The organism is Arthrobacter sp. TJ-217, from assembly GCF_058269255.1.
On record NZ_JBZCNJ010000006.1, the window covers coordinates 215,383 to 240,404 of the forward strand.

Sequence of the window (25,022 nt, forward strand, 5' to 3'; positions counted from 1 at the left end):
CAGTTCCGGGCCGGTGATCGGCAAATCAAGGACCGCCAACTGCGTCACTATTCATGGGACAACAACGGTGAAGGATTAGGACTCGATGGGTTTTTTCAGCGCCGAAGAAGCGGCGGGATTTGACCTCGGAATTCGTCGGCTGGGAAAGAACCAGGCGAAGTCGTCCCACCCTTACAGGGGGATCAGGATCAAGGACGGCCTGGAAGAAGTTCGTTGGTATTACCCCGCATCGAAGCGCGGCGGCGAAGTGCATGTCGTGGACGGAACCCCGTTTTCAGGAGACCTCGCACGAGCCGTTCCCGTTCGCATCGGATACAAGTACCCCCAGCGAATCAACCACGAGGGTCTTTACGTCGTAGGACAGACTGGCGAACAGGTCTGGTATGAGTCGATGGGGGAATACGTGGCGCTCATGCAGATCGAGCACGAAATGTCCGTCACCGCCATAGCCTCGCAGCCCTGCTGCTTCCTGCTTCGCGGCGAAATGGCACATTATCCGGACTACGTGGTCAAGACCAGCGGGGATGCGACCATCATCATCGATGTACGCAGCGCAGACTGCACCTCTCTGCGAGACATCCTCAAGTTTGATCGAACCGCTCACGTCTGTGAGCAGCTCGGTTGGGGGTACACCCTCATCGAGCCCCTGCGCGGATACGAAAGGCACAACTTGGTGTGGCTCGCGGGATACCGCCACCGGTATGCCGCGCCCGGTTCAGAGCTAAAGAAACGTATTGTTACTGCTGCCGCCGAGCCCATTGAGCTGATGCATTTGGCGCGCGAGTTGGATCCGGACCTTGAATGGCGGCACCTGCCGGCTATTTTTCACCTCATGTTCACCCGGGTCCTTGCCTATGACTGCAGCGCTTCCCTGTGTGACGAAACCCGGGTATGGAGCCGGGAGAAGTCATGAGCAGCCCGCTGGAGTTGGACCTGGCGCGGCCCATCGTCATGGAGGGGGTTGGCTACATGGTGGAGGGACGTCAAGGATCGGACCTTGCACTGTTCAACACGCAGACCGGGCAGACCCTGACCATGAGCTACTCGGCGGTCATGCGTCGCTGCGGACTATCGGACCTTCCCCTCGAGAATGTCGCCAAAGTCCGCGTGGCGGACGAGCATCTCAATCCTCAGGCGAAGTGGAAGAAGGACTTCCTAACCGGCCATGTCGAGGAGGTGGTTTATGGCAAGCCCCTCGACGCGGAAACGTACCGGCCCGAGTACGACCCACGGACTTCCAACCAGAATGAACGGCTCGACCGGAAGGCTCGCGAGCTTGCAGGGGTGCATCTGCGGGGCACATCCCGCTCAAACCTGAAAAAGCTCGTTTACAAACTAAGGAAACCGGACTCGATCGGATTGGTGGATGGCCGCTCCATCCGCATTCAGGATCCATTGGCCCACCTCGACCCCCGGTTGCGCACGTTGATGGTCCACCGGGTAGAGGAAAAGAAGGACGACTCCACCCCCACGATCCAGCAGCTCGTCACCGAGGTTCGTCACGATTGGATCGGAAAGTATCCGGGCGAAATGGACCTGCTGCCCTCCGACAAAACGTTACGCCGCCAGTTCGAAATACTGACGGCGGGCCGCTACACCACAGGCAGCTCCAACAACCGTCGCACCAATGAGGGAAGTCCAAAACGCTATGTCGCTTCCCGACCCGCGTACGCACCGGGGGAGCAATGCCAGATCGACTCCACGCCGATGGACATCAAGGTGCTTGATGACAATGGGCAGTCCGTTCGGCCGACTCTCACCACGTTGATCGACGTCGCGACTCATACAGTCCTCGCCGCCGTGGTTACGATCGGCGTCAAGGGCGTCGATCTGGCGTACTTGCTGGCCAAAGCGCTATCGATCCCGGAACTGCGCCCCGGACCCGCCCTGCCATTCAACTTGAACGAGATCCGCACGCTGCCATGGGCAGCGGCACTTATCGAAGCAGAATTGGAAGGTAAGGACACCAGCCGGCCCATCATCCGAATCCAGCGCCTTGTGATGGACCTCGGCCGCGATTTCCAGTCCAATGCCTTCCTTGCTGCCTGCCATATGCTCTGCATCGACACAACCAACGCTGCACCCGGAACCGGGAGCGACAAGTCCATCGTCGAACGGTCGCACCGAACCATCAAGGACCTTTTTGTCAGATACCTTGGCGGATTCACGGGAGGCAACCCGGACCAATCCGGCAAGAACATCGAAAACCATGAAGACCTGATAAGCATCCACACACTCGCCTACGTGCTGGATCTGTGGATCCGCCAAGTATGGCAAAACCTGGAAACCGATGCGCTACGGAACCCGGAGTATCCCGGCCGCAGGTATAGCCCAAATACGATGTATGAGGCCCTCAGTTACCGGACTGGATGCATTTTCACCCCCATCACTCCCAAAACCTACATCGGCATGCTGCCGTGCCAGGAACGAAAGATCAGCCGCGTCGGAATTCGACTGAATAACAGGCGGTACGACAGCACCGCTCTGGATCCATATCGAGACAAGACGTCGGGAAATAAGCTGGCCAAGGATTGCTGGCGGGTCCATTACGACCCGGACAACCCTGCCGTGGTTTGGGTTTACATTACTAAGCTGGACTGTTTCCCCGACGCTGGTGAATACATTGAATGCCCTTGGGTAAACGCCGACGCATTCAATTCGCCCTTCTCGCGTGCAACCCGCGAGAGTGCCACCAACATCGCAAGCTTGGGCCACCAGATCACGGGAAAAGAACGCGGCAATATATCCATGCAAATTGTCAAGGGCGCTGCCGCAGCAGCCGAGAAGGAGTTCCAGACGGAGGCGGGTCGTGAGCAAAAGGAAAAACTGGCCGACGCACAAGGCATCGGACGTCCGAAACCCGGGGCAATCGTGGAACCTGAAGACAAGTCTGCCGTGTGGGCGAACTCCGCCGGGTCCGGCGCATACAACTTGTTCGACCCAGACGACCTCGTGAATGGAACCAACCAAATGTACGACCGCTTTGAGGGCGCCACCGCGGACTCGCAGGAACACCGAGAAAGCGACAAGGGAGGCGTCTAGATGGACGACGATCCTGCCGCGCAATCTGGAGCGGACGGCCTCGAGGTCAACGTCCTGCATCGACCCACTGGTGCCATCGAGAACGACAGGTCGCTCATGAGGTGGGAGTCCCTTAACAAGCTGCTCGGCCCCGGTCGGGAGCGCTTCCGGATGATCGACCGGCCCACCTACGACGCCCTAGAGCCCGAGATGAGGATGAAATTCAACCTGGCTCGCACCCGATTCATGGCGGGAGGCATGATCGTCGAGACTGGCACGGTCATCAACCTTATCCGGCAATTCACAAAAGCGGATCTTATGAACGACGGTTCGCTGATTGGCAGACGCGGAGTGATGCTCTCCTCGGCGGCTTCGACCGGCAAATCCACCGCCTGCCTGGCGCTGATGCAGTTCCATCTGGCCCGATTCGAGAAGGACCATCCCGGTGCCATTGCAGGGGGCTGTGTTCCGGCGATCTACGTCTCCATACCAGCTACTCGCACAGTCAAAGGTGTCCTCCAGCGGATCGCGCAGTTCCTCGCGCTACCGTTCAAGAATTCCGACACCGAAACTGACTTGGCAGCCATGCTGCAGGCCACGCTGCCCGCTGTGGCAACGAAGTTGATCGTCCTTGACGAGGTCCAGATGCTGGGCAGCGCAGCATCTATCTCGCGCCCCGCAGTGAACAATCTGAAGGACCTGACGAACTACTTTGAGGGCACCATCGTCTACTCAGGGCTTGGCCTGAAAGACTCAGAGCTTCTGCAGAACGACGAGGGCCTGCAACTCAAGCGCCGTGTCTTCAACGTCGATGTCATCGACTTCACCGGAAAAATGAGTCTTCAAAAATCGACGGAATGGACCAGAATCGTCGCTGGATTCGGCGCTAAGCTGCCCCTCTACGCAACAAATCCAGACGTACTGGGGGCAGAGGCTGAATGGCTCCATTGGTTTACCGGCGGCAACATCGGAACGTTGAAGGCCGTCCTGCTCGATGCGGCCGCCAGCCTCATTCTAGAGGGCGAATCAGGACGGGAGGCGATCACCCGGAAGCTTCTGGAGTCGTCTGTGCGTGACTATGCTGCCGAAACCTGGAGCGCGAACTCGATACCAACGGCGCCGCTGCAGGGAGCCGCTAACCGGAAAAGACTAGGCCATGCCGGAAACTGAACCGATCCATTCACTGCCGGTGGCCCTGCGAATCAAGGCGTGGCCGGGAGAAACTGCATATAGCTTTGCCGGCCGCCTGGAACGCGGCCTGCACGCCAGTAAAGGGGTCGTAGCCCACCTGGCCTACATCGACGCGACCCGCAGCACCGGCAAACGGGCGACGGCGAAACAAAGAACTGAGCGCATGGCGGCGATCTGTGAGGCGATGTGCGTTCTGCCAACGAGAACGCTGAACGCCACAATGAAAAACGCACCCCACGCCTCGCACCTGTGCAGCGAGTGCATCGGCGACCCGGTCTCGGAGTACACGTGGAACGAAGGAAGATACACCTGCGCGGTTCACAAACGGTGGATCGCACCGTGCCCCTCGCTGAGACGGCCGTCACGATTCGAGCCTCATCCGCCCGTAGACGACGCCTTTCTCTCTGTGAGCCAAGCCGTTGTGGACGCCGACCTGCGACTTGAAGCTCTCCGAATAGAGGGCCGGGACACCCGCAGGCTGGTTGACGAGGTGGTGCACAGGGTCGATTCTGCACAGTCAGGCGACCGACGAGATTTTTCACGGCCCGAACAACTCCCCGCTGTGGCCGCCGTTCTCGCCACTATCGCCGACGCGGAAGTGCAGGCCGAAATTTTGGATGAAAATGTTTCGTTTGCCACCAGGTACTCCAGGCTCGCCTCAGCACTGGGGACCGCGTTGCCGGCATGTACTCCGGAACTGTGTGACCAGGTGTGGCTGCTCCTGCGACCAACGGCCGTCTGGCTACGCACGACGCTTTTCGGTCAACCCTCCGTAGACAGCTTCGAGCCCATCCTTGTACCGGCACCGACTTCAGCCCTCCCAGCCTCCCGCAAATCGCTGGAACCTTTCAGCCACTTCATGAGCTGCTTGCAGACAAAAGGAAAGGACAGCGAACAATGGTGGCAAGACCGGTACATGATTCTACAGCCGTCGAAAGATCCCGCATTCCTATTAATCTGCGACAACGGGCACGTCCAGCGAACTGGAAAGGGGCACGCCCGCAGGTTCAAGGAGGAGGCTTTCCACTGCACCATTTGTTCCGGCCAACGAGTCGTACCCGGCATCAATTCACTGGCTGATGCCATGCCCGGGCTCGCCCTCGAATGGGACCAGGCCGCCAATGGTCAGTTGACTCCCTCCGGGGTGTCGCGTGCATCCAGCAAAAAAGTCGGCTGGATCTGTGCCCAAGGCCACCACTACCCGGCATACATTACGAATAGAACGCTCCGAGGTACCGGATGCCCCGACTGCGCTAAGATACGATTCCGGCCAGGCACTAATGACTTCGCCTCACTGCACCCCGACCTGGCTGCCCTGTGGGACTACGAAGCAAATGGTGCCCTCACGCCGCGAGACGTCTCGGCCCGCAGTCACGTCAAGATCCACCTACGCTGCCACAGTGGGCACCCTTTCATTCGTACTCCTTCCGACCTTGTGCGTCTGGCCGGCCGGTGTCAAACCTGCTTCGGCAGGATACTTATCCCAGGGGCGAACGATCTGGCCACACTTCGTCCCGACATTGCCTCCTCCTGGCATCCCACAAAGAACGGTCACCTCACCTCTGGGATGGTAAAGCCCGGGAGCGGTCTGGTTGTGTGGTGGCAGTGCGGCGACGGCCATGAATTCTCTGCGTCGGTAGCATACAGATGTAAGCAGAAGACGAAGACCTGTCCTGTGGACACCGGACGCCTACTGCTAAGCGGAGTCAATGACATCGCCAGCAAGGAACCAGCTCTGGTAAAGGATTGGAACTACTCCCTGAACGAGACGGACCCCACCCAGACGGTGCGCGGCCGCAGAAAATGGTGGTGGACATGCCGGTTTGGACACACCAAATGTGCCCCAGTAGCTCAGAGACGAACGAGCGGCGGATGCACCGACTGTGCACCAGAGGACCGGGTGGCACGACCAGAGCGATCGTTTGCCCGGGGCAGGCAGGGGTGGGACACGCGAAAGGCGTAAATAGCCAGGCCCGTATCGAGACAATTCACTGCGCTTTTGGGCGACCATATAGGTAAATCTCGATGCCAGCGTCAATCTTTACGGCCTTTCGATTTGCATCTCCGTGCCTCAATGGGTTTTCTCATAGGCCCGTTGGAAGCGCCTAGTTGCGAGTCAAATTTTGGAGGGGGATCTGCCAGCCGCAGGACAAGGCCATTCTGGTCCCCGAGCAATTCGACGGCCACTTACACGCCTGAGCAAGCCCAGGAACTGACTCGGGTCCGACGCACGGTCGAGTTGCGAGCATGCCAGGCCCCTGACCTCCGCGACGTTCTTCTCTGTCATGCGTGGGATGACCGCCGCGGTACCGCCAAGGGGGACTACGATTTGGCCGAGGCCGAGGGCGTGTTACCGCGGTTCAGGCTCGCGGACCCGGAACGAGATGCGGACATGATCCCGAACGGACGCACGTGGTGGGAAGGTTTTCGACTAGGTGCGTCTTTTCGTCTAGTCCGAGATGGACCGGACGGTGACGTCATCGCGAGACGGAAATTGAGTTGGCCAGCCAGCACAACTACGGGGCGAAGCTAGGCCGCAACGATGATGGATCCGGCACCCGGTCATAGGGTGGTGCAGCGAGTACCGGGACTGCCCCCGGTTTTGTTGACTCCTTGACCGAGCAAACTTGTGCTCGTGGAAGGTTCGCCGCCCGCGGCATCCGGGCAGAGCGGGTCCTGTCCGATAACGACTCGGCCTACAAATCCCGCCTCTGGCGTGAGACCCGCACCGGTCTTGGCATCAAGGTGAAGAAGACCAGGCACTACCGCCCGCAAACCAACGGGAAGATCGAGCGCTCCCACCAAACCCTCGCCGACGGGTGGGCTTCAGCCGCCACTACACCAGCGAAGCAGCCCTCCGGGCTGCCCTGCCAGCATGGCTCCATCACCACAATCACCACAAGCGCCACTCCGCCATCGGGGCCGCGCCCATTAGCAAACTCAACAACCTGCCTAGACATCACACCTAGAAGTCGCTGAGCACCGTTTCAACGGTGCCTTCAGCGTCGATGACGACCGATTCTTCCGGGCGGAAACCTGGCTTGGTCAGCTCCAGACTGGCTAGGTGCTTTTGCAGCCGCTTACACATGGGAAGAAATGTGCTGAAGGTGAGGCCTCCAGAAAGGACTGCCCCCACGACGGGGATGGCCTTCACGACACCGCTGGTGAAGAGTTTTTTCGTCATGCTGACGCCGAGGTGCCCAGCTACCTTCTTCACAATTGGGTAGATAACCCCCTTGGTGAGTGCCTGCTGCGGTAGTTTCTTTGCCACATTGGCGGCAATCATGCCCGCGACCCTTGCCACTCCTCCCTGAGCGATTTGCACGCCGAACATCACACCCACGAACAGAATGAGCATGCTCTGAGTTGCCTCATCGATGTCGTCACCGTCATTGGCGAATAAGTCGGGCCAACTGTAGATGTAGGCAAGTTTTTGGGCAATCCGGAGCATGTGGCCCATGTACTGCACAAGGTCGGCTGGCACAGTGCCGAGCATTGCGAAGCCACCGGGGATGCCCGAGAGAGTTGACAGGCCGGTGACCTTGCTCGTCTCGTAGACAATGGAGGTATTGGCGACCTCGGAGATTGTGCTCAGCGAAATGCCTGCTGCCGCTGGCGTGCTGGCGATGGCTTCCTCAATCTGCTTTTCCATGCAGTGGCGTTTGAGCGCTGAGCGCAAGTAGGAGTCCCTGTCAATCCCGACTCCTGGCAGCTTCGCAGCAGCGTCCAGTACTTGAGTGAAGTTCGATCCGGTATTCGCGATGTCCTGAGTGTCGGTCATTCATGAATAGTAACGGTGGCAGCCGATCCGATCCTCGGCGACCGATCTCAAGGAAAGAGTCAGATACAGCGAATTCAGCCGTCTCGTCAGCCGATATTAATCGATAAAACTGACTTCAACACCGAGCGAGCCGCACAACCCGGTCAACATATTCCGTGTGTTTTCAGCCGCACGCGCGCGAAGATCGCTCTCCTCCGCTGCCGCTGCCATGTCCGCCTCTGCAAGCTGATAGAACTCTTCCTGCTGCGGTTTTTCAATTGCGTCTGCCACGCGGCTCAGTAAACCCCGTTCGGTGGATACGAGTGTTCGATCTGTGTCGAGATTCGGTTCCTCCAGCGCTGCGTCCGGTAACCGTATGGTCGCCGATGTGCCGTCGGCCGAGAGTATGACGTCATTCTCAGTAAGCCCGGCAAGGTCGACGTAAGCGTCGACCGTGCCTGCGGCGACGAACAGGGTGCTGCGCCCATCGATGAAGTTTGGAAGATTGAGGAATGCAGGAGCTCCTACGGCGTTGTCTTCGTCGCTGATGACGACCTCAAAATTCCCTGTTGCCGCCGTAAACCGACTCGCGTCCTGAATAGATTCCAAAAGCGCCGGGCGACTTCTGTTCTCACCGATGGACTGAAGCGGATTGAACCCAAAAGCCTGGGCTGCGCCGAGCCCGACCACCGCCAGCAGAGCTCCCACCAGTACGAGCGCCAGGCGTTTGATCATGCCGTCACTTCCGTTCGAGAAACGGGCTCGTGCTCGCTTCTTGCGGGGCTGCCCCCTGCCGCACCGCGGATGATCAGTTCGCCAGCAACCCCGAGGCCGATGAGGAACAGGAGGGTGCCGTTGCGTGCCGAGGTCGCGGCGAGGTAGGTGTTCTGCTTGCCTTGAACAACCGCGATGTCATTCGCGTACCAACCGTTGACGACGGCCTGTTGAGGAGCGCCCTCCGTTTCTTCGTTGTTCAACGTATTGTTCGTTGAGGCGAGGGCGAGATCAGAGGACCAGTCCGAGGGCGAGCCGGCGTCGTTGATAGCGGTCGCACTCCCTAGCCAAGTCGCGGTAAGTAGCACGGCGAGCACCGTCCCGAGGATGAATCGCGCGATCTGAGCTGGACCAGCGGTCCGCCGAAGCATCTGCAGCTTTCCCTTTCGCACTGACCCTTCATGGCTGGGCGAGTTCTCCAACGCCAAGCGCGGTTCCTCCGCAGGCGCCGGTGGCAGGTGGTGCGCGCCAGGGGCAGTTGATTGATCGTAGGCGGACATGTTTCCCCTTATTGAGTGATTGAGACCTGAAACAGTGAAGACGAGCGGGTGGCTAGACGCGGGCGTCCACGAATCGCGGTGCCATGGATTCCATCTGCTCCATGACGAGCTTGATGGCTTCGGGCTGCTTGTCCGGCGGGTAGCCGAACCTGACGAGGAGCCGTTTGATCGACGAGCGGAGCTTGGCACGGACGTCGTCGCGGACCGTCCAGTCCGTACGAACGTCGCGGCGCATGACCGCGACCAGCTCGCGCGCGATGTCAGCGAGCACCCCTTCCCCCTGAACCTCGACCGCGGACTCATTCGTCGCGACGGCGTCGTAGAACGCCAGCTCGTCCGAGTTCAGCGGGGGAGTGAACTGCGCACCGCGGTTGCCCTCCGCGGCAACTTCCCTGGCGAGTTCGACCAGCTCGGCGATGACCTCCGCCGATGTGAGCTGCTGATTCGTGTACTTCTTCATAAGTTCGGTGATCCGCTCCGAGAAGGCGCGTTGCCGAATGACATTGTTGCGCGTAGAAGCTGCCGACTCGTCGGCAATGAGCTTCCGGAGCGCCTCAATGGCGAGCTGCGGGTTCCGCGCCTGCTGCGTCTTCGCGATGAATTCCGGGGTCAGGTCATCCAGCGACGGCTTCGGCATGCCCGCCGCCTCGTAGATGTCCAGCACCTCGCCCGACGACGTCGCCGACGCGATGAGGTCGCCCAGCAGCCGCTGGATGTCTTCCGGTACCGGCTCACCACTGGCCTGCCGGTCGGCGGCGTCGTACTTCGCCATCCAGACGCGGATCTCCTCGTACACCTGAATCTCAGGGCGCAGCTCCGCAAGCGTCTCGGAACCTGAACTCAGGGCCCAGGCGCGGGAGAGCTGACCGGACAGACGACGGTACGTGGACGCCAGCGTCTCTGCGCCGTCGTCGGGCTGGTTCCCCGGTGTTCCAGGGCTACGGAGGTAGCTCACCGCGCCGGTGACGGCGTTCAGGAAAGCCTTGGGGCCACCCCTCTTCAGCACTGCTTTCCAGTCGTAGCCGAGCAGCAGGCCGCGGAGGGTCTCGACCAGCGATACGGTCAGGCCGACGGCCTCGTCGATGCTCTTGCCGACCGGCTTGTTCGTCCGGTCATCCTTCGTGTATTCACCCAGCGCCTTTGCGAGATTGTCGGCCAGCGGTGCGTACGCGACCAGCAGCCCGTCCTGCTTGCCGCGGAAGGTGCGGTTCACCCGCGCGAGGGTCTGCATGAGCAGGGCGCCCTTCAACGGCCGGTCGAGGTAAAGGGTATGCAGGGGAGGGGAGTCGTACCCGGTGAGCATCATGTCCTTGACGATCACCAGCTCAAGCTCGTTGTCGACGTCCTTGAGCCGTTCCTTCACCAAAGCATTCAGCGAGTCGCGGCGTACGTGATCGGCAACCGGCGGCACATCGGACGCTGTTCCCGAGTAGACCACCTTGATTTTTCCCTTGGACAGATCATCGGAGTGCCAGTCAGGCCTCAACTCGACAATCGCCAAGTACAGCCGGGCGCAGATCTCCCGGGTGCCGCCCACGATCATCGCCTTGCCCGGCGCCTCGATGAACTTTCCCATCCGGGTGCGGCGGTTCTCCCAGTGCTCCACGAGGTCGGCAGCCAGCGCCGCGATGCGCTCCGGCGCGCCGTAGACGGCATTGATGACGGCGACGCTCGCCTCGAGGCGCGCCCGCTCGGTGTCGTCCAGCCCTCGGGTAGCCTCGTCAGCCGCCTGATCGAGAATCTCCTCGGTAACATTCTCGGCGAGCCCGACCCGGATCAACCGCGGCTCGAAGTAGACCGGCACCGTGGCGCCGTCCTCCACGGCACGGGAGAGGTCATAGACGTCGATATACTCGCCGAAAACGTCCTGCGTGTTGCGGTCATCAAAGGAGATCGGCGTGCCGGTGAACGCGATGAGTGTCGCGTGCGGCAGCGCGTCCCGGAGGTGCCGGGCGTAGCCGTCGAGGTCGTCGTAGTGGGAGCGGTGAGCCTCGTCCACCACCACGATGATGTTCCGCCGGTCGGACAGCAACGGGTGATCCGTGCCAGCATCCTTTTCGGATTTGCTGCGTCCGAACTTCTGCAGGGTGGTGAAGTAGATTCCGCCGGTGGTGCGGTTGGTCAGTTCGTCGCGCAGCTCGGAGCGCTTCCTGATCTGTCGTGGCGATTCCGCGAGCAGGAGGCTCCGGGAGAATGCCTCGAAGAGCTGGCCGTCGAGTTCGTTGCGGTCGGTGATGACGACGACGGTCGGGTTCCTGAGTTTGGGGTGGCGTGCCACCAAGTTGGCGTAGAGCTCCATCTCCATCGACTTGCCGGATCCCTGGGTGTGCCAGACGACGCCGGCCTTGCCGTTGCTCTCCACTGCCTGGACCGTGCTGCCGACCGCTTTGGTCACCGCGAAGTACTGGTGCGGTTTGGCGATGCGCTTGCTCACGCCCTCCGAGCCCTCGTCGAACACGGTGAAGTTGCGGACGAGCTGCAGGAAGCGCTCCTGGTTGTAGAGACCCTGAAGGGCGATCTCCAGTGCGGTCACGGCTTCGCCGTCCTCCATATATCCGGGCGCTACCGGCACGCCGTCGTCATCGACGTTCCACGGCGAGAAGTGGTTCAGGGGTGTGAACGGGGTGCCGTACTTCGCCTGAATGCCGTCCGAAGCAAGCGTGAAGACGCAGAAGCGGAAGGCCATGGGAAATTCGCGCAGGTAGGTCTGGAGCTGGGCGTGCGCGGCGGCTACGTCGGCGGTGGCACTGCCGGCCTTCTTTAGCTCGACGACGCTCACCGGCATGCCGTTGCAGTACAGCACGACGTCGAAGCGACGCTTGTGGTCACCCTGCAGCAGGGTGACCTGCGTGACGGCGAGCCAGTCGTTCTGGTCCGGGTCGGCGCTCAGCAGGTGGATGGTCGGATTGGCCTCGGTGCCGTCCGTGTCGATGTAGCTGAGCCGGTACCCGTTCACCAGGTGGCTGTGGATGCGGTGGTTCTCGGTAATTGCGTCGTTCGAGGTCGGCGACGCAATCTCGGAAAGGGCCTGCTGCAGGTACTGCGCCGGCACGGAGGGATTGAAGCGCTGCAGGGCGGCGAGGAGCCGGGGCCGGATCAGCAGCTCGTCCCAGGAATCGCGCTCTCCGGTACCTGGTGCAATCGCTTGCCCGGAGGCCGGCCGCCAGCCGAGCGGCTCGGCCAGGAGCTCGAGCGCCATACCCTCCCAGTCGGCTTCCGAAAACGCTGGTGCCGGTGTTGTTGTCATTGATCTTCCCCCTGATAAACCTGACGTTGCTTGGGACACTCCTGCAGGCCCTGCCCGTGGAGTCAAAGGTGGCGCTTAGCCTAAATCGCTTGACCTCATACTCTTGCGTCCTCCAGCACTCTCTCGACTTCCTTGACCCTGAGCTTGCCGGACATGAGCTGAGGGAGAAGTGTGTCGCGCACAGCGGCGAGATACCGCCTTTCCTCACTCATTGAGTGAACCGCTTCTCGTAACGGCTCCGCGACGCTCTCAAAAGAACGGCGTATCCCTTCGGGTGCAAGGGGGACGAGCGCTTCCCCAAAACACTCAGCACGAACCGCAGGATAAGCACTTCCCTCCGCGACCGATTCCAAGTAGGTGGTGAATTCAGGGCGACGAGTGGCTTCATAGAGGTAGGCCCACCCGACAGCTCGCGGAGTCAGGACAGCTAGACCGGTGGACCCGACCAATAGGGGCTCATCGGAAAGGTTGAGTGCGTGGGATCTACGATTTGGTCGCACCGTTGACCAGAGGGTGTCTCCCCTACGCACCTTTCGCCGGGCTCTAGATGGTGCGTCCTCCCACGAAGTAGCGGTCGGCATGTCGTAGACTCCGACGCCCACCGACGCGATGTCCAAGTACCTGAGTTCCGTGTCGGGTAATGGTTTGACCGTTGCTGCGTTTACATCTGCAATTTCTTTCAGTGGCACCCGAGTAGTTGCGTGTGCGATTGCCGCGGTGAAGGTACTTGAGAGGAGTTCGTCCGCGGTGGCGGCAAGCCTGGTGTTGGCGGCGATCTTGTCGTCAAGCGCACCCAGCACCTCCGCGATCGCCTGTTGCTGATCCAGCTCCGGTAATCTGATCGGTATTCCTCGTAAGGACGTCAGCGGTTGACCGATGCCCGGCGTACCGACTGTTGAAGCGCGCTTCAACAGCTCGTCTTGCCCGGGCCCCCTGAAGTAGTAGAAGACAAAGCGGGAATCAGCCTTGTTCGGGTCAACCGATAATTTCATCATGCTCGAGGACAACAACATTTGTCGCTTCCCGACGATGCCGACGCGCCCGATTGCGCCACGATGGGGGAAGACTAGATCTCCCTCATTCAGCAAGCAGGCGGGGAATCGTGCTGCGGTTTTCGGCTCAACAAAGACTAGATCGGACTCATCCAGCTGTCCGCCATCCTTAATGTTTTGGCCTCGGACAACGGGTACGCCAGAAGGGACATATAAATCCGCCTTGAGGCTTGATCCGAATGGCCCGATGGCTATTGAACGCTTATCAGGAGCCGCGATGTCAGCGATGGATACAGTCTTGAAACTCACAGGACCCGCCCCAGCTGCTCACGCACAACTGCCGCCAGGCGCGCGGACTCATCGAACTGTCCGAGCAACTCTTTCGACAGCCGCGCGATCTTCTCCTCGATGGGCTCGCCGTCGTGCTCCACATCAGCAGCCCCAACATACCTGCCGGGCGTCAGTGCGTAGTCGGCCGCCTTGACCTCGGCAAGGCTGGCCGAATAGCAGAAGCCGGCTTCGTCGCCATACGTCAGGCCGGCGTCAAGCGCCGAAGCTGTGCCGCGCCAAGCGTGGTAGGTGTTGGCGATCTTGGCAATGTCCTCGTCGGAAAGGGCACGCTCGGCGCGGTCCACCATGAAACCGAGGTTCCGCGCATCAATAAAGAGCACTTGTCCGGTGCGATCTACAGATCCGCCCGAACCAGCAGTCTTGTCCTTCGCGAAAAACCAGGTGCAGACAGGAATCCCGGTGCTGCGGAAGAGCTGAGTTGGAAGGGCCACCATGCAGGAGATGAGGTCGGCCTCCAGCAGCTGAGCGCGGATCGCGCCCTCGCCCCCGGAGTTCGAGGCCATCGAACCGTTGGCCATGACGACGCCGGCACTGCCTCCGGGTGCCAGCTTGGAGATGATGTGCTGAATCCAGGCGTAGTTGGCGTTGCCAGCGGGAGGTACGCCGTATTTCCACCGGGGATCCGACTCGGAACGCGCCCAGTCTTTGATGTTGAAGGGCGGGTTGGCCATGATGAAGTCGGCCTGGAGGTCGGGGTGCTGGTCGCGGGCGAAGGTGTCACCCCAGCGTGAGGCCAGATTGGCGTTGAGCCCGTGGATGGCGAGGTTCATCTTCGCCATCCGCCACGTGCGCTCGTTGAGTTCCTGCCCGTAGACGGAGATGTCCGAGCCCTCCTTATGGTGGTGCTCAAGGAACTTCTCGGTCTGGACGAACATGCCGCCTGAACCACAGCAGGGGTCGTACACTCGGCCGTAGCTGGGCTCCAGCACTTCGACCAGGACCCGGACGACGCCGGCCGGGGTGTAGAACTCGCCCCCGCGCTTACCTTCGGCTTTAGCGAATTTTTCCAGGAAGTATTCGTATACCTCGCCGAGCAGGTCGCGCGCCTTGCTGACGCCCTGGCCGGTGAAACGTGCCGAGTTGAACAGGTCCAGCAGCTCGCCCAACCGGCGCTGATCGACGTTGTCCCGGTTGTAGATGCGGGGGAGCGTGGCACTCAGGCTTGGATTGCTTCCCATGATCATGTCCATCGCCTCATCGATCAGGAGCCCAATGGACTTGGGAGGCTCACCCATCGCAGCCGGCAGGCCTTTGGCATTCTCGGCCAGGTAGGTCCAGCGCGCCCGCGGCGGCACCCAGAACACGCCGCGGCCGGTGTATTCGTCGACGTCGTCAATCAGCTGGGCGATCTGGTCTTCATTGAGACCCTCGGCCTCGAGCTCGGTAGTGATTTGTCCACGGCGTTCCTCGAACGCATCCGAGACGTACTTCAAAAAAACGAGCCCGAGGATCACGTCCTTGTACTGGGAAGCGTCCATGGAACCGCGCAGTTTGTCTGCGGCCTTCCAAAGCGTGTCCTTCAGTTCCTTCATGGTGGACGGAGCGAGGTCCACCTTTACGGCGGTGCTTCTCTTTGCTGGAGGCATTAGCGGGTTCCTTCATCGGGGGTTGCAGTAAGCATTGGATTGGTCAGGGTAAGGCTTCCGCTCGCTACGCCGTCCGTGATCAGCGTAGCGAGTTCTTCGAGTTGTTTGAGCCGTTCACGAGCGAGATCCTGTCCGTGTTGAAGTCCGGCCAGTGCGGCCACGAGCGGGCGGCGCTGAGCTTCCACTGCCCGACGCAGGCGCCAGTTCCGCCAGGTTTTGTCCGCTGCAGGAAGCCGATTGATGTCGGCCGCGGCGACGTCCGGCACAATGCCGCCGGGATCGGCGTCCTCAACCCGAAGAATCCTGGCGGGGAAGGCGACGACGGAGCCGCCCTCGACATCAACCAACGCGGCTGGCCGTGGGCTGGTGCAGAAGACAACGTCGCCGGGCTCGGTAAGGCGCCCGGCAGGATACTTGGCGGCGAAGTCCAAGAGGCCGATGAATCGCGATTCCGCGCCATGCGGATCGAGCAGCTTGGCGCTGCCGAGAACGTTGATTCCGCTCACTGGGTTCAAATCGGCCTCGTCCACCCTGTTCCCGTTGATGTATCTCAGATGTCCTGCGTTCAACAGCTCCTGAACCGATGCCGTGCTCATTTGGCCGCTGGCGACTGCGGGTTCCACTGAGGGCAGCACGGATGATGCGGAGATACCGGGCGACAGGATGCGCACCAACTCTTCGACTCGGAGCACCGCCTCCGCGTTGGTCGTGCTCGTCGAGTCGATAACCGGCGGGACGTCGACCAGCGAGCCGCTGCGGGCGAGGAGAACTCGGGTCAGCACCAGTCGGGCGAACCGGAAGGAGTGGGCCCGGATGGTGGCCCGGTCACCCATCGACGCGAGAACGTCGCTGATCAGATCCTGAGCGACATCTTGTGTGAGCGGAGTCGTGCTCAGGTCGGCCGCCATCGCCCAGCGGTCGCCGATGGGTACCGCGGCGAAAGACGGTCCCAATACCCACAAGGCCTGCGGTTCCCGCGGCTTGGCGCGAAGGAGGCCGAGCTGCAACCTCACGACTGCACGGAGTCGGCCTGAGCGCAGCAGGTCCGAGCGGAACGTGGCCGCCTCTCCGTCAAGGGCATCACACAGGACCCGGGCCGGGGCGATGACCACCGCTCTCTGGTCGTCATCCATTTGAAGCACGATGTTTTCAATCGCCGAGAGAATGCCGGTTGGGTTAAGGGCTGGATCACCGGGGGCGGGGTACTGTGCGACATGCACGGCAGGTTCTCGAACAGCGAAAGCGCCGTCGGCGTCGATCTTTAGGATTCCGCAGTCGGTGCCGTGCACCGCCAGCCGGCGGCGGGCCAGCCGCGGTGCGCCGCCGTCATGGTCCGCAGTAAGTACAGTGATCGGGCTGGAGTCGCCGTACTGCTGGACGATGCGGAGCATCACGTCACTGCCGCCAGGGGTCGAGTCGACAAACAGGTGCCTCCCGCTCAGGCTGGAAGCCAGTTCCATGGCCACAGTGGCCACGAGAGACAGTGCGGAGTCGGTGAGGGCAGTATCCGACTGTTCTCGCAGGCCCTCCCGAAATCTGCGGGACAAGAGCTGTTCGAAGGCCGCCGGCGGGCTGAAAGCGCTGTCTGCGAGCCTGTCCGCAAAGCTTGCCATCGCGGGAAGCGCGGAGCCAAGCGCATCAACCTCGGCGTAGAGAAAAGCGTCGTCCGGATCCGCTTCGTCGGCGGCGTCCAACAGTTCGGCCGGGGTCAACAGGCTGAGTTGTTGTCCCGTGATGACCTTCAGCGCGAGCAGCGCCGTCAGGCCATCGAAGTGTGCGCGGCTGTTCGGTGGTGCCACGTCTGCTGGCGTGGCGAAGCGGGAGAATGCTGCGACGTCGTTGCGCGCCTCCCGATTGTTGCCCCGACCTGTTGCTTCCAGCCAGGTGGCCACTTCGTCGGCGTCGAACATCTCGACGCCGCCCTCATAGCTGGTAGCTGCCGGGAATGGAAGGGCGCCGCCACTGTTCCGTGTACGCCACATGGACACGACGGGTCGTTGAACGCGCGCAAGAGCAGCAATATCAGAGAGCGTCATACGCATGGATCCCGTAGATAGTGTCTCCATCTCTGCGCCCTCCTTCGTAGTTGCCGTCCGATCAGCTTACAGACCGATTTGCGATGGACTGCCTAACAACTGATAAGGGGGGTTATCAGCGATTTTGTTTCACGGCTTGCCGATTCGTCCTAAGTTCATTGAGCAGTCGCGAGAGGGCTGGCGTGACTGTGAAGTGGTCGGGAACCACCGTGGGGGATGGTTCCCGACCACTGGGCGTCATTATTCGAAGCGTGTCATCGAGCCTCGGCTCAAATCAATAGCTATGATCCGGAGGAGACTAAGCGGCTTGTTCAGCCATGCCTGGTCGACGTTGGGGGTCCGTCGGAAGGGAATCTGCATGGCCATGTCTGCTGTGGAGCGCGCGTACGAAGCGCGCGGACGCTGCGAGAGAATCAGTGACTATCTGCCGGCGTTTCTGCCAAATTCAAGGGCTGGAAACCATCACCGATGCGCGCTGAACCGACGTCTCGACGGTGCTCTCACCAACGGAGCATTCGCCCCCGAGCTCGTGGGCTCGCTTCGGAGGGTGCTCTGCTGGAGCGCAGGGGGTGGGGAAATCGGACACGTTTCGCCATTCCCGCGGGGTGACATCTATGTGACGTTCCACGCAGCCGACGCCCTGAGCGGGCGTCTGCCGTCGGTGGCTGGGTAAAGGGGGAGTCATGGGGTTTTGGCACACCGGTTACATGGAGTTTCATGAGCCGACAGAGGAAGGCACGGCCGTAGCAGAGAGGCCTGCAACATTCCCATGCATGAAATGTGGGGTGGAATTCTCGACCGAACGCGATCTGCGAGTGCACATCTTCGAAGGACATGCGATTTCGCGGCCCGTCATGGTGCTGAATGGTCGGGAATGTGGTGCCAGTCGATTGACCATCACCAGCGAAACATCTGTTGGAGACTGGGTGATTCGCAGCGCTGACAGCATCACGGTGAATGGCAACCCAACATCCGCCGTCGGCGCCGCGGAGGTCTTGGCGACTCAACGAAGCGGCATTGCTGATGTGTCTCTGGCGAACGGCGACGTGGTTCAAACCTTCCACTTCGAGTTCGCTCTCGCCGAGGAGGATGACCTTGACGGGGTGGATGATGCCCTGAATCACTTCATAGAGAGCAGCGAGTTGAGTCTTCGTTCCATCGATGACTTCATCATGCGCTCAAAGCGTTACGCGACAGCGTCCAGGTACCTTTCCGGTCTTGCGGACTATCTGTACGGCGTCCTCGCTCGAGAGGACGCCGCTGATTCAGCGGTCTCCGACGAGGTGCGTCATAAGGACAGCTATCAGGGAAAGTACGACAGCGCAGTGGCAGCCTTGGGAAGTTTTGATCGCCCGCCTGCCGAGGCGATCTGCGGCATCGTCGCTTTCCACTACAACCAGTTCAGCCATGCGATGACAAAGACCAAGAGCCAGCGCGTCGCTGAAGTGTCACTGCGATTTCAGGCTCTCCTGAAGGGGGAAGCATCGTCCCGCGACGACCTGTCGCGGTCGCCGCACTCTAGCTTGGATTTCGCACTCAGTGACTCGGTCATCGAACAGGTCCTTCGATGGAGTGCCTTACCGCTCGATGGCAGTGCCGTGGCAGAAGTGGAGGAGATGGCGGCCAATATCGACTCCCAGAGGCCGTATGACGCCTTAAAGCTGCACCTAATGGCTGCCGAACACGCGCTCTCAGCAGGGGATATCGCCTCGGCGACCCGACACGCTGAGCGTCTCCGTGACAGCAGAACTTCGGAGGTCTGGTACGCAGCCGTCCGAAGCCGAATTCAAAATCAAGGAGCTTCAAAAATTGACTACTGACGGCGGAATGAATGAAGTCATTCCTGGGAAGGCTCCTGCTGTTGTCACAACCGAGAAGCCGATGGCCGGCAAGACGCGGCCGTCCAAGGAGGACGGCAAGAAGAAGAGTCGGCCGCAGTCCATTCTCGAGGTGATTGAATTCTCGTACGCTGAAGCGGGGCGCAAGCTCAACCTCGCCCGCAAAGACCTGGATAGTCTTGCTGTGTACAACGACGCAAAGTCGGCAGAGATCTCCGCCGTTCGACGTTTAGCACCTGCCGATCCAATGCTCGCCGTGCCTCTCAGCCTCCTGGCGACCTTGGCGGAGCTCGGGGCGAAGCAAGCAGTCCGTGAACGCCTTCTTGATCTCGTCGAAGTGGCATTCGCGAGCCACCGGCTCTTTGAAGGTCGGGTCGGACAGCTGAACGATCCCCGGGCTCAAGCGGGGTTCCTATCTCAAGAAGTACATGACGCGGCTAAGCTGACGCTCAAGGAACTTGGTCCTCAAAAGACGCCGGAGGCCTTCGAGACCGCTCTGAAGCGCCTTCGGATGAATGCGATAACCGGACTGGGGCTTTTCCGCGTACTTCGGGACGGATGGACGTCGGACCAGTTTGTGCAGGACATGGCTGCCTTCGTGTGGGACGCACCTCCCCAGAAAAGCACGTCCAAGATGACCGCTTTGCTCGCAACTTCGAGAAGTACAGAGGCGCTGAGTCAGTTGTCACGGCACTTCGAGGCCGCGATCCGTAAAGCTCAGCAGGAGACAGCCACCGCACGTGCCCATTCAGCGAATCAAGAACACCGCGCCGTGGCTGCTGAGGCTCGCAGCCAGGCTCTGTCCACCGAGCTGACGGCCGAAAGGCTGCGCGTGACGGAACTTCTCGCTCAGGTGGATGATCTGACGCGGCGGCTTACCGCCGAACAGAGCAGCCGAGTAGTCGACAAGAGCCACCTAGTCGATGATTACGAAGTCTTGCGAACCCAGGTCATCCGACGGCTCACTGCTCAAGTCGGGCTACTCAGCGATGGGCTCCATGCTCTTCGAAATGGAAGTACGGGGGTGGCGGAAGAGTTCGTCGACCGGGCTCTGACCGCTATCGATGGTGAGGTCACGCACCTCAAGGATCTTGATGGAGGGGTGCAATGATTGTCGGTTTTGACTTCGGGACTACCAACAGCCTGATTTCGGCCGTGGTGGGTGACCGGGTTATTGACGTCGTCGACGAGGAGGGTAGGCCGCACCCCTCAGTTGTTCGATACGAGGGTGAGGGCGTCGTCGTCGGTCGTGAGGCACGGCAGGCGCTGGAGGAGGTCGGGATAGGGGTTTACGGCAACACCGTGCGCTCGCCGAAATTCCTCCTTGGGCAGGAAGTAGTTAGCGTTGGCGGGGTCGAGCGCAGCCCCATCGATATTGTCGCTGACGTAATTCGATATGTCCGATCGGAAACGCGCCGCAGTCGTCAGCGACAGGTGTTGGGCGAGTTGGACCGCGCCGTCGTCACGATCCCAGTCAACATGAATGGCCCGAGGCGCGCGGCGCTTCGAGAGGCTTTCGCTCAGGCCGGGATTTCGGTGGCTCAGTTCGTTCATGAACCTCTGGCCGCCTTGTACGGCCACCTGCGCGGAGTGCCCAACCCTGAGAATGAGATTCGTCGGCTCATGCGACGCAACGTGCTTGTCGTCGATTGGGGTGGCGGAACCCTCGACCTCACCTTGTGCCGGATCGAACCTGGCCGAATTCTTCAGCTTCGCAATGGTGGCACCGATCAGGTAGGTGGTGACAAATTCGATGAGGTCATCCGCGACGAAGTTGTTGCAAGGTTCTCGATCAAGCACGGAATTGCCGAGTCGGATCACCCGCTCCGTGAAGCGCGTCTGCGCTTGTTACAGGATGCCGAACGTAACAAGATCGAGCTCTCCGCCCGACCGAGCGTCACGTTTTACCGACCAAACTACTTCCCCGAGTCCGGCACCACCCTTGAATACCCGCTAAGCCGGCAGGAACTGGACGGGATCACCCGTCCCCTTGTGACCGCTGGAATCCGTGAGATAGAGGCGCTTCTCGACAGCGTCGGGATGGCACCTGCACAGGTCTCTCTTTGCCTTGTAGCGGGCGGCATGGCGGCGATGCCGAGCATCCGCAGCCGACTACACGAACTTTTTGGCCCGGAGCGGGTGCTCGTCCCCGCGAACAGCGCGACCCTCGTGTCCCAAGGAGCGGCGCGGATCGCGCACGATGCGCAGCGGCTGGTGCTCGCGAAGCAGATTGAGCTGGAAATGGCACGCGGCTCGCGGCTTCCACTCCTGCGTTCTGGCACACCCATGCCCAACGATGGGAAGGTGCACCAGGACCAATTTCACTTGTACTGCACGGACCCGACGGAAGGTGTCGCGAAATTCTCAATAGTTGCCCCGTCTGAATTGGCTGAGCAGCCACAAGCGAGTGATCCTCGAACGTCGCTCGGCATGGTGACAATATCGGTGGACACGACCGCGCCACCGCTCGTCGAGCGCTTGGAACTCGGCGTGCAGGTTGATGATGACCTGATCTTGTCTGTCGATGCGGCATCCAGCCAGCGCGGCGATCGGTCGCGTGCGTCATACTTCGATTTGGAGTTTGGCATAGGACTTCCAGGGAGCACAGATCTCGGACCAGTCGATGTCGCCGATACGGATGCCTGGGTGCCGAATGACGGCCTCATTGCCCGAGCGAACGTTGCTGACAAGCAGGATCCGCGGCTTATCCCAGGCGATGTGCTGCATCAGCACAATCCTCGGGCGTTCGCCCGGATCCCCGGTCCCGATCAGGCAACGAGCGCGCAACTTACCGAATACCTGTACTACAAGCCATGCGCCGCTTGTAAGCGCAAGTGGGGCGACCGCGATTGTCGGTGCGCAACGGTGGCCTGAAGGTGGCCGCTCAGCAGCTCGACGTCCGCGTCGTTGATGGCATTTCCGTCGTTGAATCTGTCCGCCGCCCGGTCCGGCTGACCCCGGAGGGGTACGCCGGCGTCGTGTATGCAGGAGCTGTGTACCCGGTGTTCGCCGACGACGTTGTAGACATCGGCGGGGCGTCATGGGAGATCGAGGACTGTAATCGGTTCCTTTTCGCCGGCGCCGCTGTGCCGTATGCCCCCAGGGCGGATGACGCAGCGGCGGCGCAGCAGTTTGGAGGATTCCGGGGCGAGTGGAGCATCGAGACAGGTTCCTTCGGGCACTATGTCGTCTTCAATGCGTCCGAGCGGCTTGCAACCATGGTCGTCGACGCTTTGGAGGCAGGCGGTCTCGCTGTACAGCGGTGGGACGTCAGCCACCGTCCGGCCAGTGACGGAAGATTCTACGACTGGTTCGCTCGACTTCGCTTCAAAGGAAGTCACGACGAGGCTGTGTCACGGGTCTCAACGGTGTTCTCGCCTGCACTGGCTACTCCGCCTGTTGAAAGCCTCGTTGCCCCCGCAGACAGTCGTCTTGAGGACCTTGCGGCCCAGGTCGAAGGGCTGCTTGACCTCACGGGAGAGCTGAGAGCGCGACTCAGCGCGTCGGAGAGCGAAGCTGCGCTCCTCAGCCGGCGGCTCGCTTCAGTTACGGAGCGCGAGTCCAGGCTGTCCGAGGAGCTGGACAGGGCGCTCGCTCATCAGAAGTCGCTTCACGATCAGATCAGTGAGTTGAGCCGCGCTCCGGAGCAAACTGCCGATGCCAAGGCCTTCCTCGCCATGCAGTCGGAGACCGAAGAACTGCTGGAACTGGCACTGACCGAAAACTCCGATCTAATTGGCAACATCGGGACCCTGCGTGATCAAGTGGATCGCGGAGATGCTCGGATCCTCGCCTTGGAATCGACGGTGGTGAGCCTGAAGTCCAGGCTCGAAGAACTTGCGGAGCAGGAGGGGGAGCGTCGCCGGGCCGACGCCGTTCATCTGGCGCCTCGCCGTGGCCTCCTGGGATTTTTGGATACGGCCTTCGCGCGGCTCAACTTCGTTCTGGACGGCGACGAAGTACTGGCCAACGTGGACGCGCCCGCCTCACTGCTCCGCTCACTCGTGCAAATCGACATGGGGGAGATGGTGGGGAAGGATCTTGAAGGCCTGCGCGGCTGGCGTGAAGTTTCCAAACTGGGAACAGGCATGGCCGGCAGCGAAAGCATGGGCCGCATCTACTACAAACCTGACGGTGAACGGGTCCTGGTCAGTGTTCACGTGAAGCAGGACGACAAAGAACAGCGCCGGCATATAGAGCGGCTTCGCTCTGTATAGGGGATCGGCTTTAGGACCGGGACGCCACCTATGGCGACGAGATGGAAGGACGTCCTCGTCATCGGAGCTCCGTGCTGGAAATCGCGTAACATCTCGAGACACGGCGCACTGCGCAGGGGATAAAGGTGGAAGGTGACACGGCCGAGCAGATACAAGAGAGTCGTTACCGGGGGCGGAGTAGGCGGATTTGGATTCAGTGCGTCGATGGCAACGGCACTCGTTCCTACGGACGCCAAGCATTGTCAGGTGCTCGTTGACGTAATCGACGACAAGGATGCGTTTGTTATGCATCCTGCGCGTGAAGTCGGCACGAGGGTTTTCAGCTCGGTCGAGGAAGTAAGGAAACTTGCGGTCAGCACCCAGTCGCTTGTGGAAAGCCTTGAAGTCATGGAAGAAGCTCGGAACATTGCAGACGCCTGCCGAACGTTCATGCGCGAATACAGGGAAGGCGACGATCCTCGAGTACTCACCGGAATCCTTTCCGCGATGCAGGCCGATGTTGGAGAGTCGGTGGCCTTCCTCGTGAAGGTCCTTGGCCTCCGCCCGCCGTCTCGTTTTGACGTAGACGCCTATGAACCGCGGGCCATGGATATCCTCTCAGGGTGGCTGAATAGACCAATCTAGTTCTGGCTACGGACCACCAAAATCTTCTTTGCACCCGGAAGCGAGCAGTAGAATGAACGGCCTGCTTGGTGCACTTTGTTCCGAGAATGAGGCAGCACGGGCCTGGACGACTAGCCCGCCAGATAGCTTCGGGTCCCACATTCGGCACCATGTCCTGAATCGGCCCTGCATGCAGTTGCGTGTGAGGCCGTTCCTTCTCTGACTAATCTAACCTGGTTGCCAATGCGATGGCAGGGGATCACCTCGCCCATATGGTGCCCCGAGTTCGATTAGGAGAAGCATCTTCCCGTTCCGCTCGGCTACGCTACCCCGAGAGCTCCGATTGATGCCTAGCTTCCACAAGGGGAATTACTGAATGGATGCAGACGCCTACAGGGCAGAACTGGCCGCGGCCATGAAGTCCTTATTCGCTGAGGACCCATATACCGGGCAGAACTGTCATGGCCTGGCCGACGCCTACATGGCCTCCTTGCCCGAGAATGCGCACGGGCGCAGAGAGTACGACGACTGGGTCCAGTGCTCGTTGGAGAGGCAGGACATTTCATCCCCGGGACAAGTCGTGAGGACGTTCAATTACATACGGGTCAAAGCAGTTCGTGTCGCTCTAAGAATCGCCTACGAGCGGGGAGATACTGACCGTCAGTAAACTCTGATAGGTCATGGGCACCTGTTCCAGCGCTCGGTGCAATGCTGCCCAAGGCTCATGGGTGGATTGCTAGCGGGGTGCCCAGAGTAGAGATCATTGGCCGGCTTGGCATTGGTCGCTTTTCGCTGTATTGGGTTTGGTCTGCGGAGTCAGTGCGGACGCCACGTCGTCACAACGGCTCGGATTCCCACCGTTACCGGCGTGCGGTGCGTGGACATCAAGGGAAACAAACTTCGAGA

17 protein-coding genes and 1 pseudogene are annotated in these 25,022 nt (G+C 60.7%); 11 read left to right on the top strand and 7 right to left on the bottom strand.

What is annotated here, in order from left to right; all coding sequences use genetic code 11:
• The first annotated feature begins 85 nt into the window (after positions 1 to 85).
• The 5 genes and pseudogenes from AC4D2R_RS12755 to AC4D2R_RS12775 all read left to right on the top strand — a co-directional run.
• A complete protein-coding gene (locus AC4D2R_RS12755) occupies positions 86 to 913 on the top strand; it encodes a TnsA-like heteromeric transposase endonuclease subunit (protein ID WP_490940303.1) in 828 nt (275 codons plus the stop codon).
• On the top strand, positions 910 to 3,042 hold the full coding sequence (locus AC4D2R_RS12760) for a Mu transposase C-terminal domain-containing protein (RefSeq protein ID WP_490940304.1): 2,133 nt from the start codon (positions 910 to 912) through the stop codon (positions 3,040 to 3,042). The genes AC4D2R_RS12755 and AC4D2R_RS12760 overlap by 4 nt, the downstream gene beginning before the upstream one ends.
• A complete protein-coding gene (locus AC4D2R_RS12765) occupies positions 3,043 to 4,191 on the top strand; it encodes an ATP-binding protein (RefSeq protein WP_490940306.1) in 1,149 nt (382 codons plus the stop codon).
• A 1,105-nt stretch (positions 4,192 to 5,296) separates the two neighbouring features.
• Positions 5,297 to 6,175 (top strand): zinc-ribbon domain-containing protein, encoded by an 879-nt coding sequence (locus AC4D2R_RS12770; RefSeq protein ID WP_490940347.1) that lies wholly within the window; start codon positions 5,297 to 5,299, stop codon positions 6,173 to 6,175.
• A gap of 680 nt (positions 6,176 to 6,855) precedes the next feature.
• A pseudogene (locus AC4D2R_RS12775) lies at positions 6,856 to 7,181 on the top strand (integrase core domain-containing protein); the annotation flags it as partial.
• Here the strand turns inward: AC4D2R_RS12775 and AC4D2R_RS12780 are convergent.
• From AC4D2R_RS12780 to AC4D2R_RS12810, 7 genes are all read right to left on the bottom strand, one after another.
• The gene (locus AC4D2R_RS12780) at positions 7,178 to 7,993 is read right to left on the bottom strand and encodes a hypothetical protein (RefSeq protein WP_490940307.1); all 816 of its coding nucleotides are present in this window, start codon (positions 7,991 to 7,993) and stop codon (positions 7,178 to 7,180) included. The pseudogene AC4D2R_RS12775 and the gene AC4D2R_RS12780 sit on opposite strands and share 4 nt — an antisense overlap.
• A gap of 96 nt (positions 7,994 to 8,089) precedes the next feature.
• Positions 8,090 to 8,707, bottom strand: a complete 618-nt coding sequence (locus AC4D2R_RS12785; RefSeq protein ID WP_490940308.1) for a DUF4230 domain-containing protein — start codon at positions 8,705 to 8,707, stop codon at positions 8,090 to 8,092.
• Positions 8,704 to 9,138, bottom strand: a complete 435-nt coding sequence (locus AC4D2R_RS12790) for a hypothetical protein (RefSeq protein ID WP_490940309.1) — start codon at positions 9,136 to 9,138, stop codon at positions 8,704 to 8,706. The genes AC4D2R_RS12785 and AC4D2R_RS12790 overlap by 4 nt, the downstream gene beginning before the upstream one ends.
• Positions 9,139 to 9,298: 160 nt before the next feature.
• Positions 9,299 to 12,493: a type I restriction endonuclease subunit R gene (locus AC4D2R_RS12795; protein ID WP_490940310.1), complete on the bottom strand. Its 3,195-nt coding sequence runs from the start codon at positions 12,491 to 12,493 to the stop codon at positions 9,299 to 9,301.
• 95 nt (positions 12,494 to 12,588) lie between these two features.
• Complete coding sequence (locus AC4D2R_RS12800) at positions 12,589 to 13,794, bottom strand: restriction endonuclease subunit S (protein WP_490940311.1); 1,206 nt, start codon at positions 13,792 to 13,794, stop codon at positions 12,589 to 12,591.
• Positions 13,791 to 15,422: a class I SAM-dependent DNA methyltransferase gene (locus AC4D2R_RS12805; protein WP_490940312.1), complete on the bottom strand. Its 1,632-nt coding sequence runs from the start codon at positions 15,420 to 15,422 to the stop codon at positions 13,791 to 13,793. Before AC4D2R_RS12805 ends, AC4D2R_RS12800 begins: the two co-directional genes overlap by 4 nt.
• Entirely contained in the window at positions 15,422 to 17,488 is a 2,067-nt protein-coding gene (locus tag AC4D2R_RS12810; protein ID WP_490940313.1) for a hypothetical protein, read from the bottom strand. The genes AC4D2R_RS12805 and AC4D2R_RS12810 overlap by 1 nt, the downstream gene beginning before the upstream one ends.
• 755 nt (positions 17,489 to 18,243) lie before the next feature.
• Here AC4D2R_RS12810 and AC4D2R_RS12815 point away from each other — a divergent pair.
• From AC4D2R_RS12815 to AC4D2R_RS12840, 6 genes are all read left to right on the top strand, one after another.
• Entirely contained in the window at positions 18,244 to 19,278 is a 1,035-nt protein-coding gene (locus AC4D2R_RS12815) for a hypothetical protein (RefSeq protein ID WP_490940314.1), read from the top strand.
• Positions 19,268 to 20,407: a hypothetical protein gene (locus AC4D2R_RS12820; RefSeq protein ID WP_490940315.1), complete on the top strand. Its 1,140-nt coding sequence runs from the start codon at positions 19,268 to 19,270 to the stop codon at positions 20,405 to 20,407. The genes AC4D2R_RS12815 and AC4D2R_RS12820 overlap by 11 nt, the downstream gene beginning before the upstream one ends.
• A complete protein-coding gene (locus AC4D2R_RS12825; RefSeq protein WP_490940316.1) occupies positions 20,404 to 22,170 on the top strand; it encodes an Hsp70 family protein in 1,767 nt (588 codons plus the stop codon). The genes AC4D2R_RS12820 and AC4D2R_RS12825 overlap by 4 nt, the downstream gene beginning before the upstream one ends.
• 2 nt (positions 22,171 to 22,172) lie before the next feature.
• Complete coding sequence (locus AC4D2R_RS12830; protein ID WP_490940317.1) at positions 22,173 to 23,513, top strand: hypothetical protein; 1,341 nt, start codon at positions 22,173 to 22,175, stop codon at positions 23,511 to 23,513.
• Positions 23,514 to 23,717: 204 nt separating this feature from the next.
• Positions 23,718 to 24,137: a DUF6650 family protein gene (locus tag AC4D2R_RS12835; protein ID WP_490940318.1), complete on the top strand. Its 420-nt coding sequence runs from the start codon at positions 23,718 to 23,720 to the stop codon at positions 24,135 to 24,137.
• A gap of 355 nt (positions 24,138 to 24,492) precedes the next feature.
• Complete coding sequence (locus AC4D2R_RS12840; RefSeq protein ID WP_490940319.1) at positions 24,493 to 24,783, top strand: hypothetical protein; 291 nt, start codon at positions 24,493 to 24,495, stop codon at positions 24,781 to 24,783.
• Positions 24,784 to 25,022 lie beyond the last annotated feature (239 nt).

Coding starts and splice junctions, on each gene's coding strand:
- AC4D2R_RS12835 (WP_490940318.1), top strand. CDS start 23,718: ATGGCAACGGCACTCGTTCCTACGGACGCCAAGCATTGTCAGGTGCTC.
- AC4D2R_RS12770 (WP_490940347.1), top strand. CDS start 5,297: ATGCCCGGGCTCGCCCTCGAATGGGACCAGGCCGCCAATGGTCAGTTG.
- AC4D2R_RS12805 (WP_490940312.1), bottom strand. CDS start 15,422: ATGCCTCCAGCAAAGAGAAGCACCGCCGTAAAGGTGGACCTCGCTCCG.
- AC4D2R_RS12785 (WP_490940308.1), bottom strand. CDS start 8,707: ATGATCAAACGCCTGGCGCTCGTACTGGTGGGAGCTCTGCTGGCGGTG.
- AC4D2R_RS12765 (WP_490940306.1), top strand. CDS start 3,043: ATGGACGACGATCCTGCCGCGCAATCTGGAGCGGACGGCCTCGAGGTC.
- AC4D2R_RS12795 (WP_490940310.1), bottom strand. CDS start 12,493: ATGACAACAACACCGGCACCAGCGTTTTCGGAAGCCGACTGGGAGGGT.
- AC4D2R_RS12780 (WP_490940307.1), bottom strand. CDS start 7,993: ATGACCGACACTCAGGACATCGCGAATACCGGATCGAACTTCACTCAA.
- AC4D2R_RS12825 (WP_490940316.1), top strand. CDS start 20,404: ATGATTGTCGGTTTTGACTTCGGGACTACCAACAGCCTGATTTCGGCC.
- AC4D2R_RS12840 (WP_490940319.1), top strand. CDS start 24,493: ATGGATGCAGACGCCTACAGGGCAGAACTGGCCGCGGCCATGAAGTCC.
- AC4D2R_RS12810 (WP_490940313.1), bottom strand. CDS start 17,488: ATGGAGACACTATCTACGGGATCCATGCGTATGACGCTCTCTGATATT.
- AC4D2R_RS12760 (WP_490940304.1), top strand. CDS start 910: ATGAGCAGCCCGCTGGAGTTGGACCTGGCGCGGCCCATCGTCATGGAG.
- AC4D2R_RS12755 (WP_490940303.1), top strand. CDS start 86: ATGGGTTTTTTCAGCGCCGAAGAAGCGGCGGGATTTGACCTCGGAATT.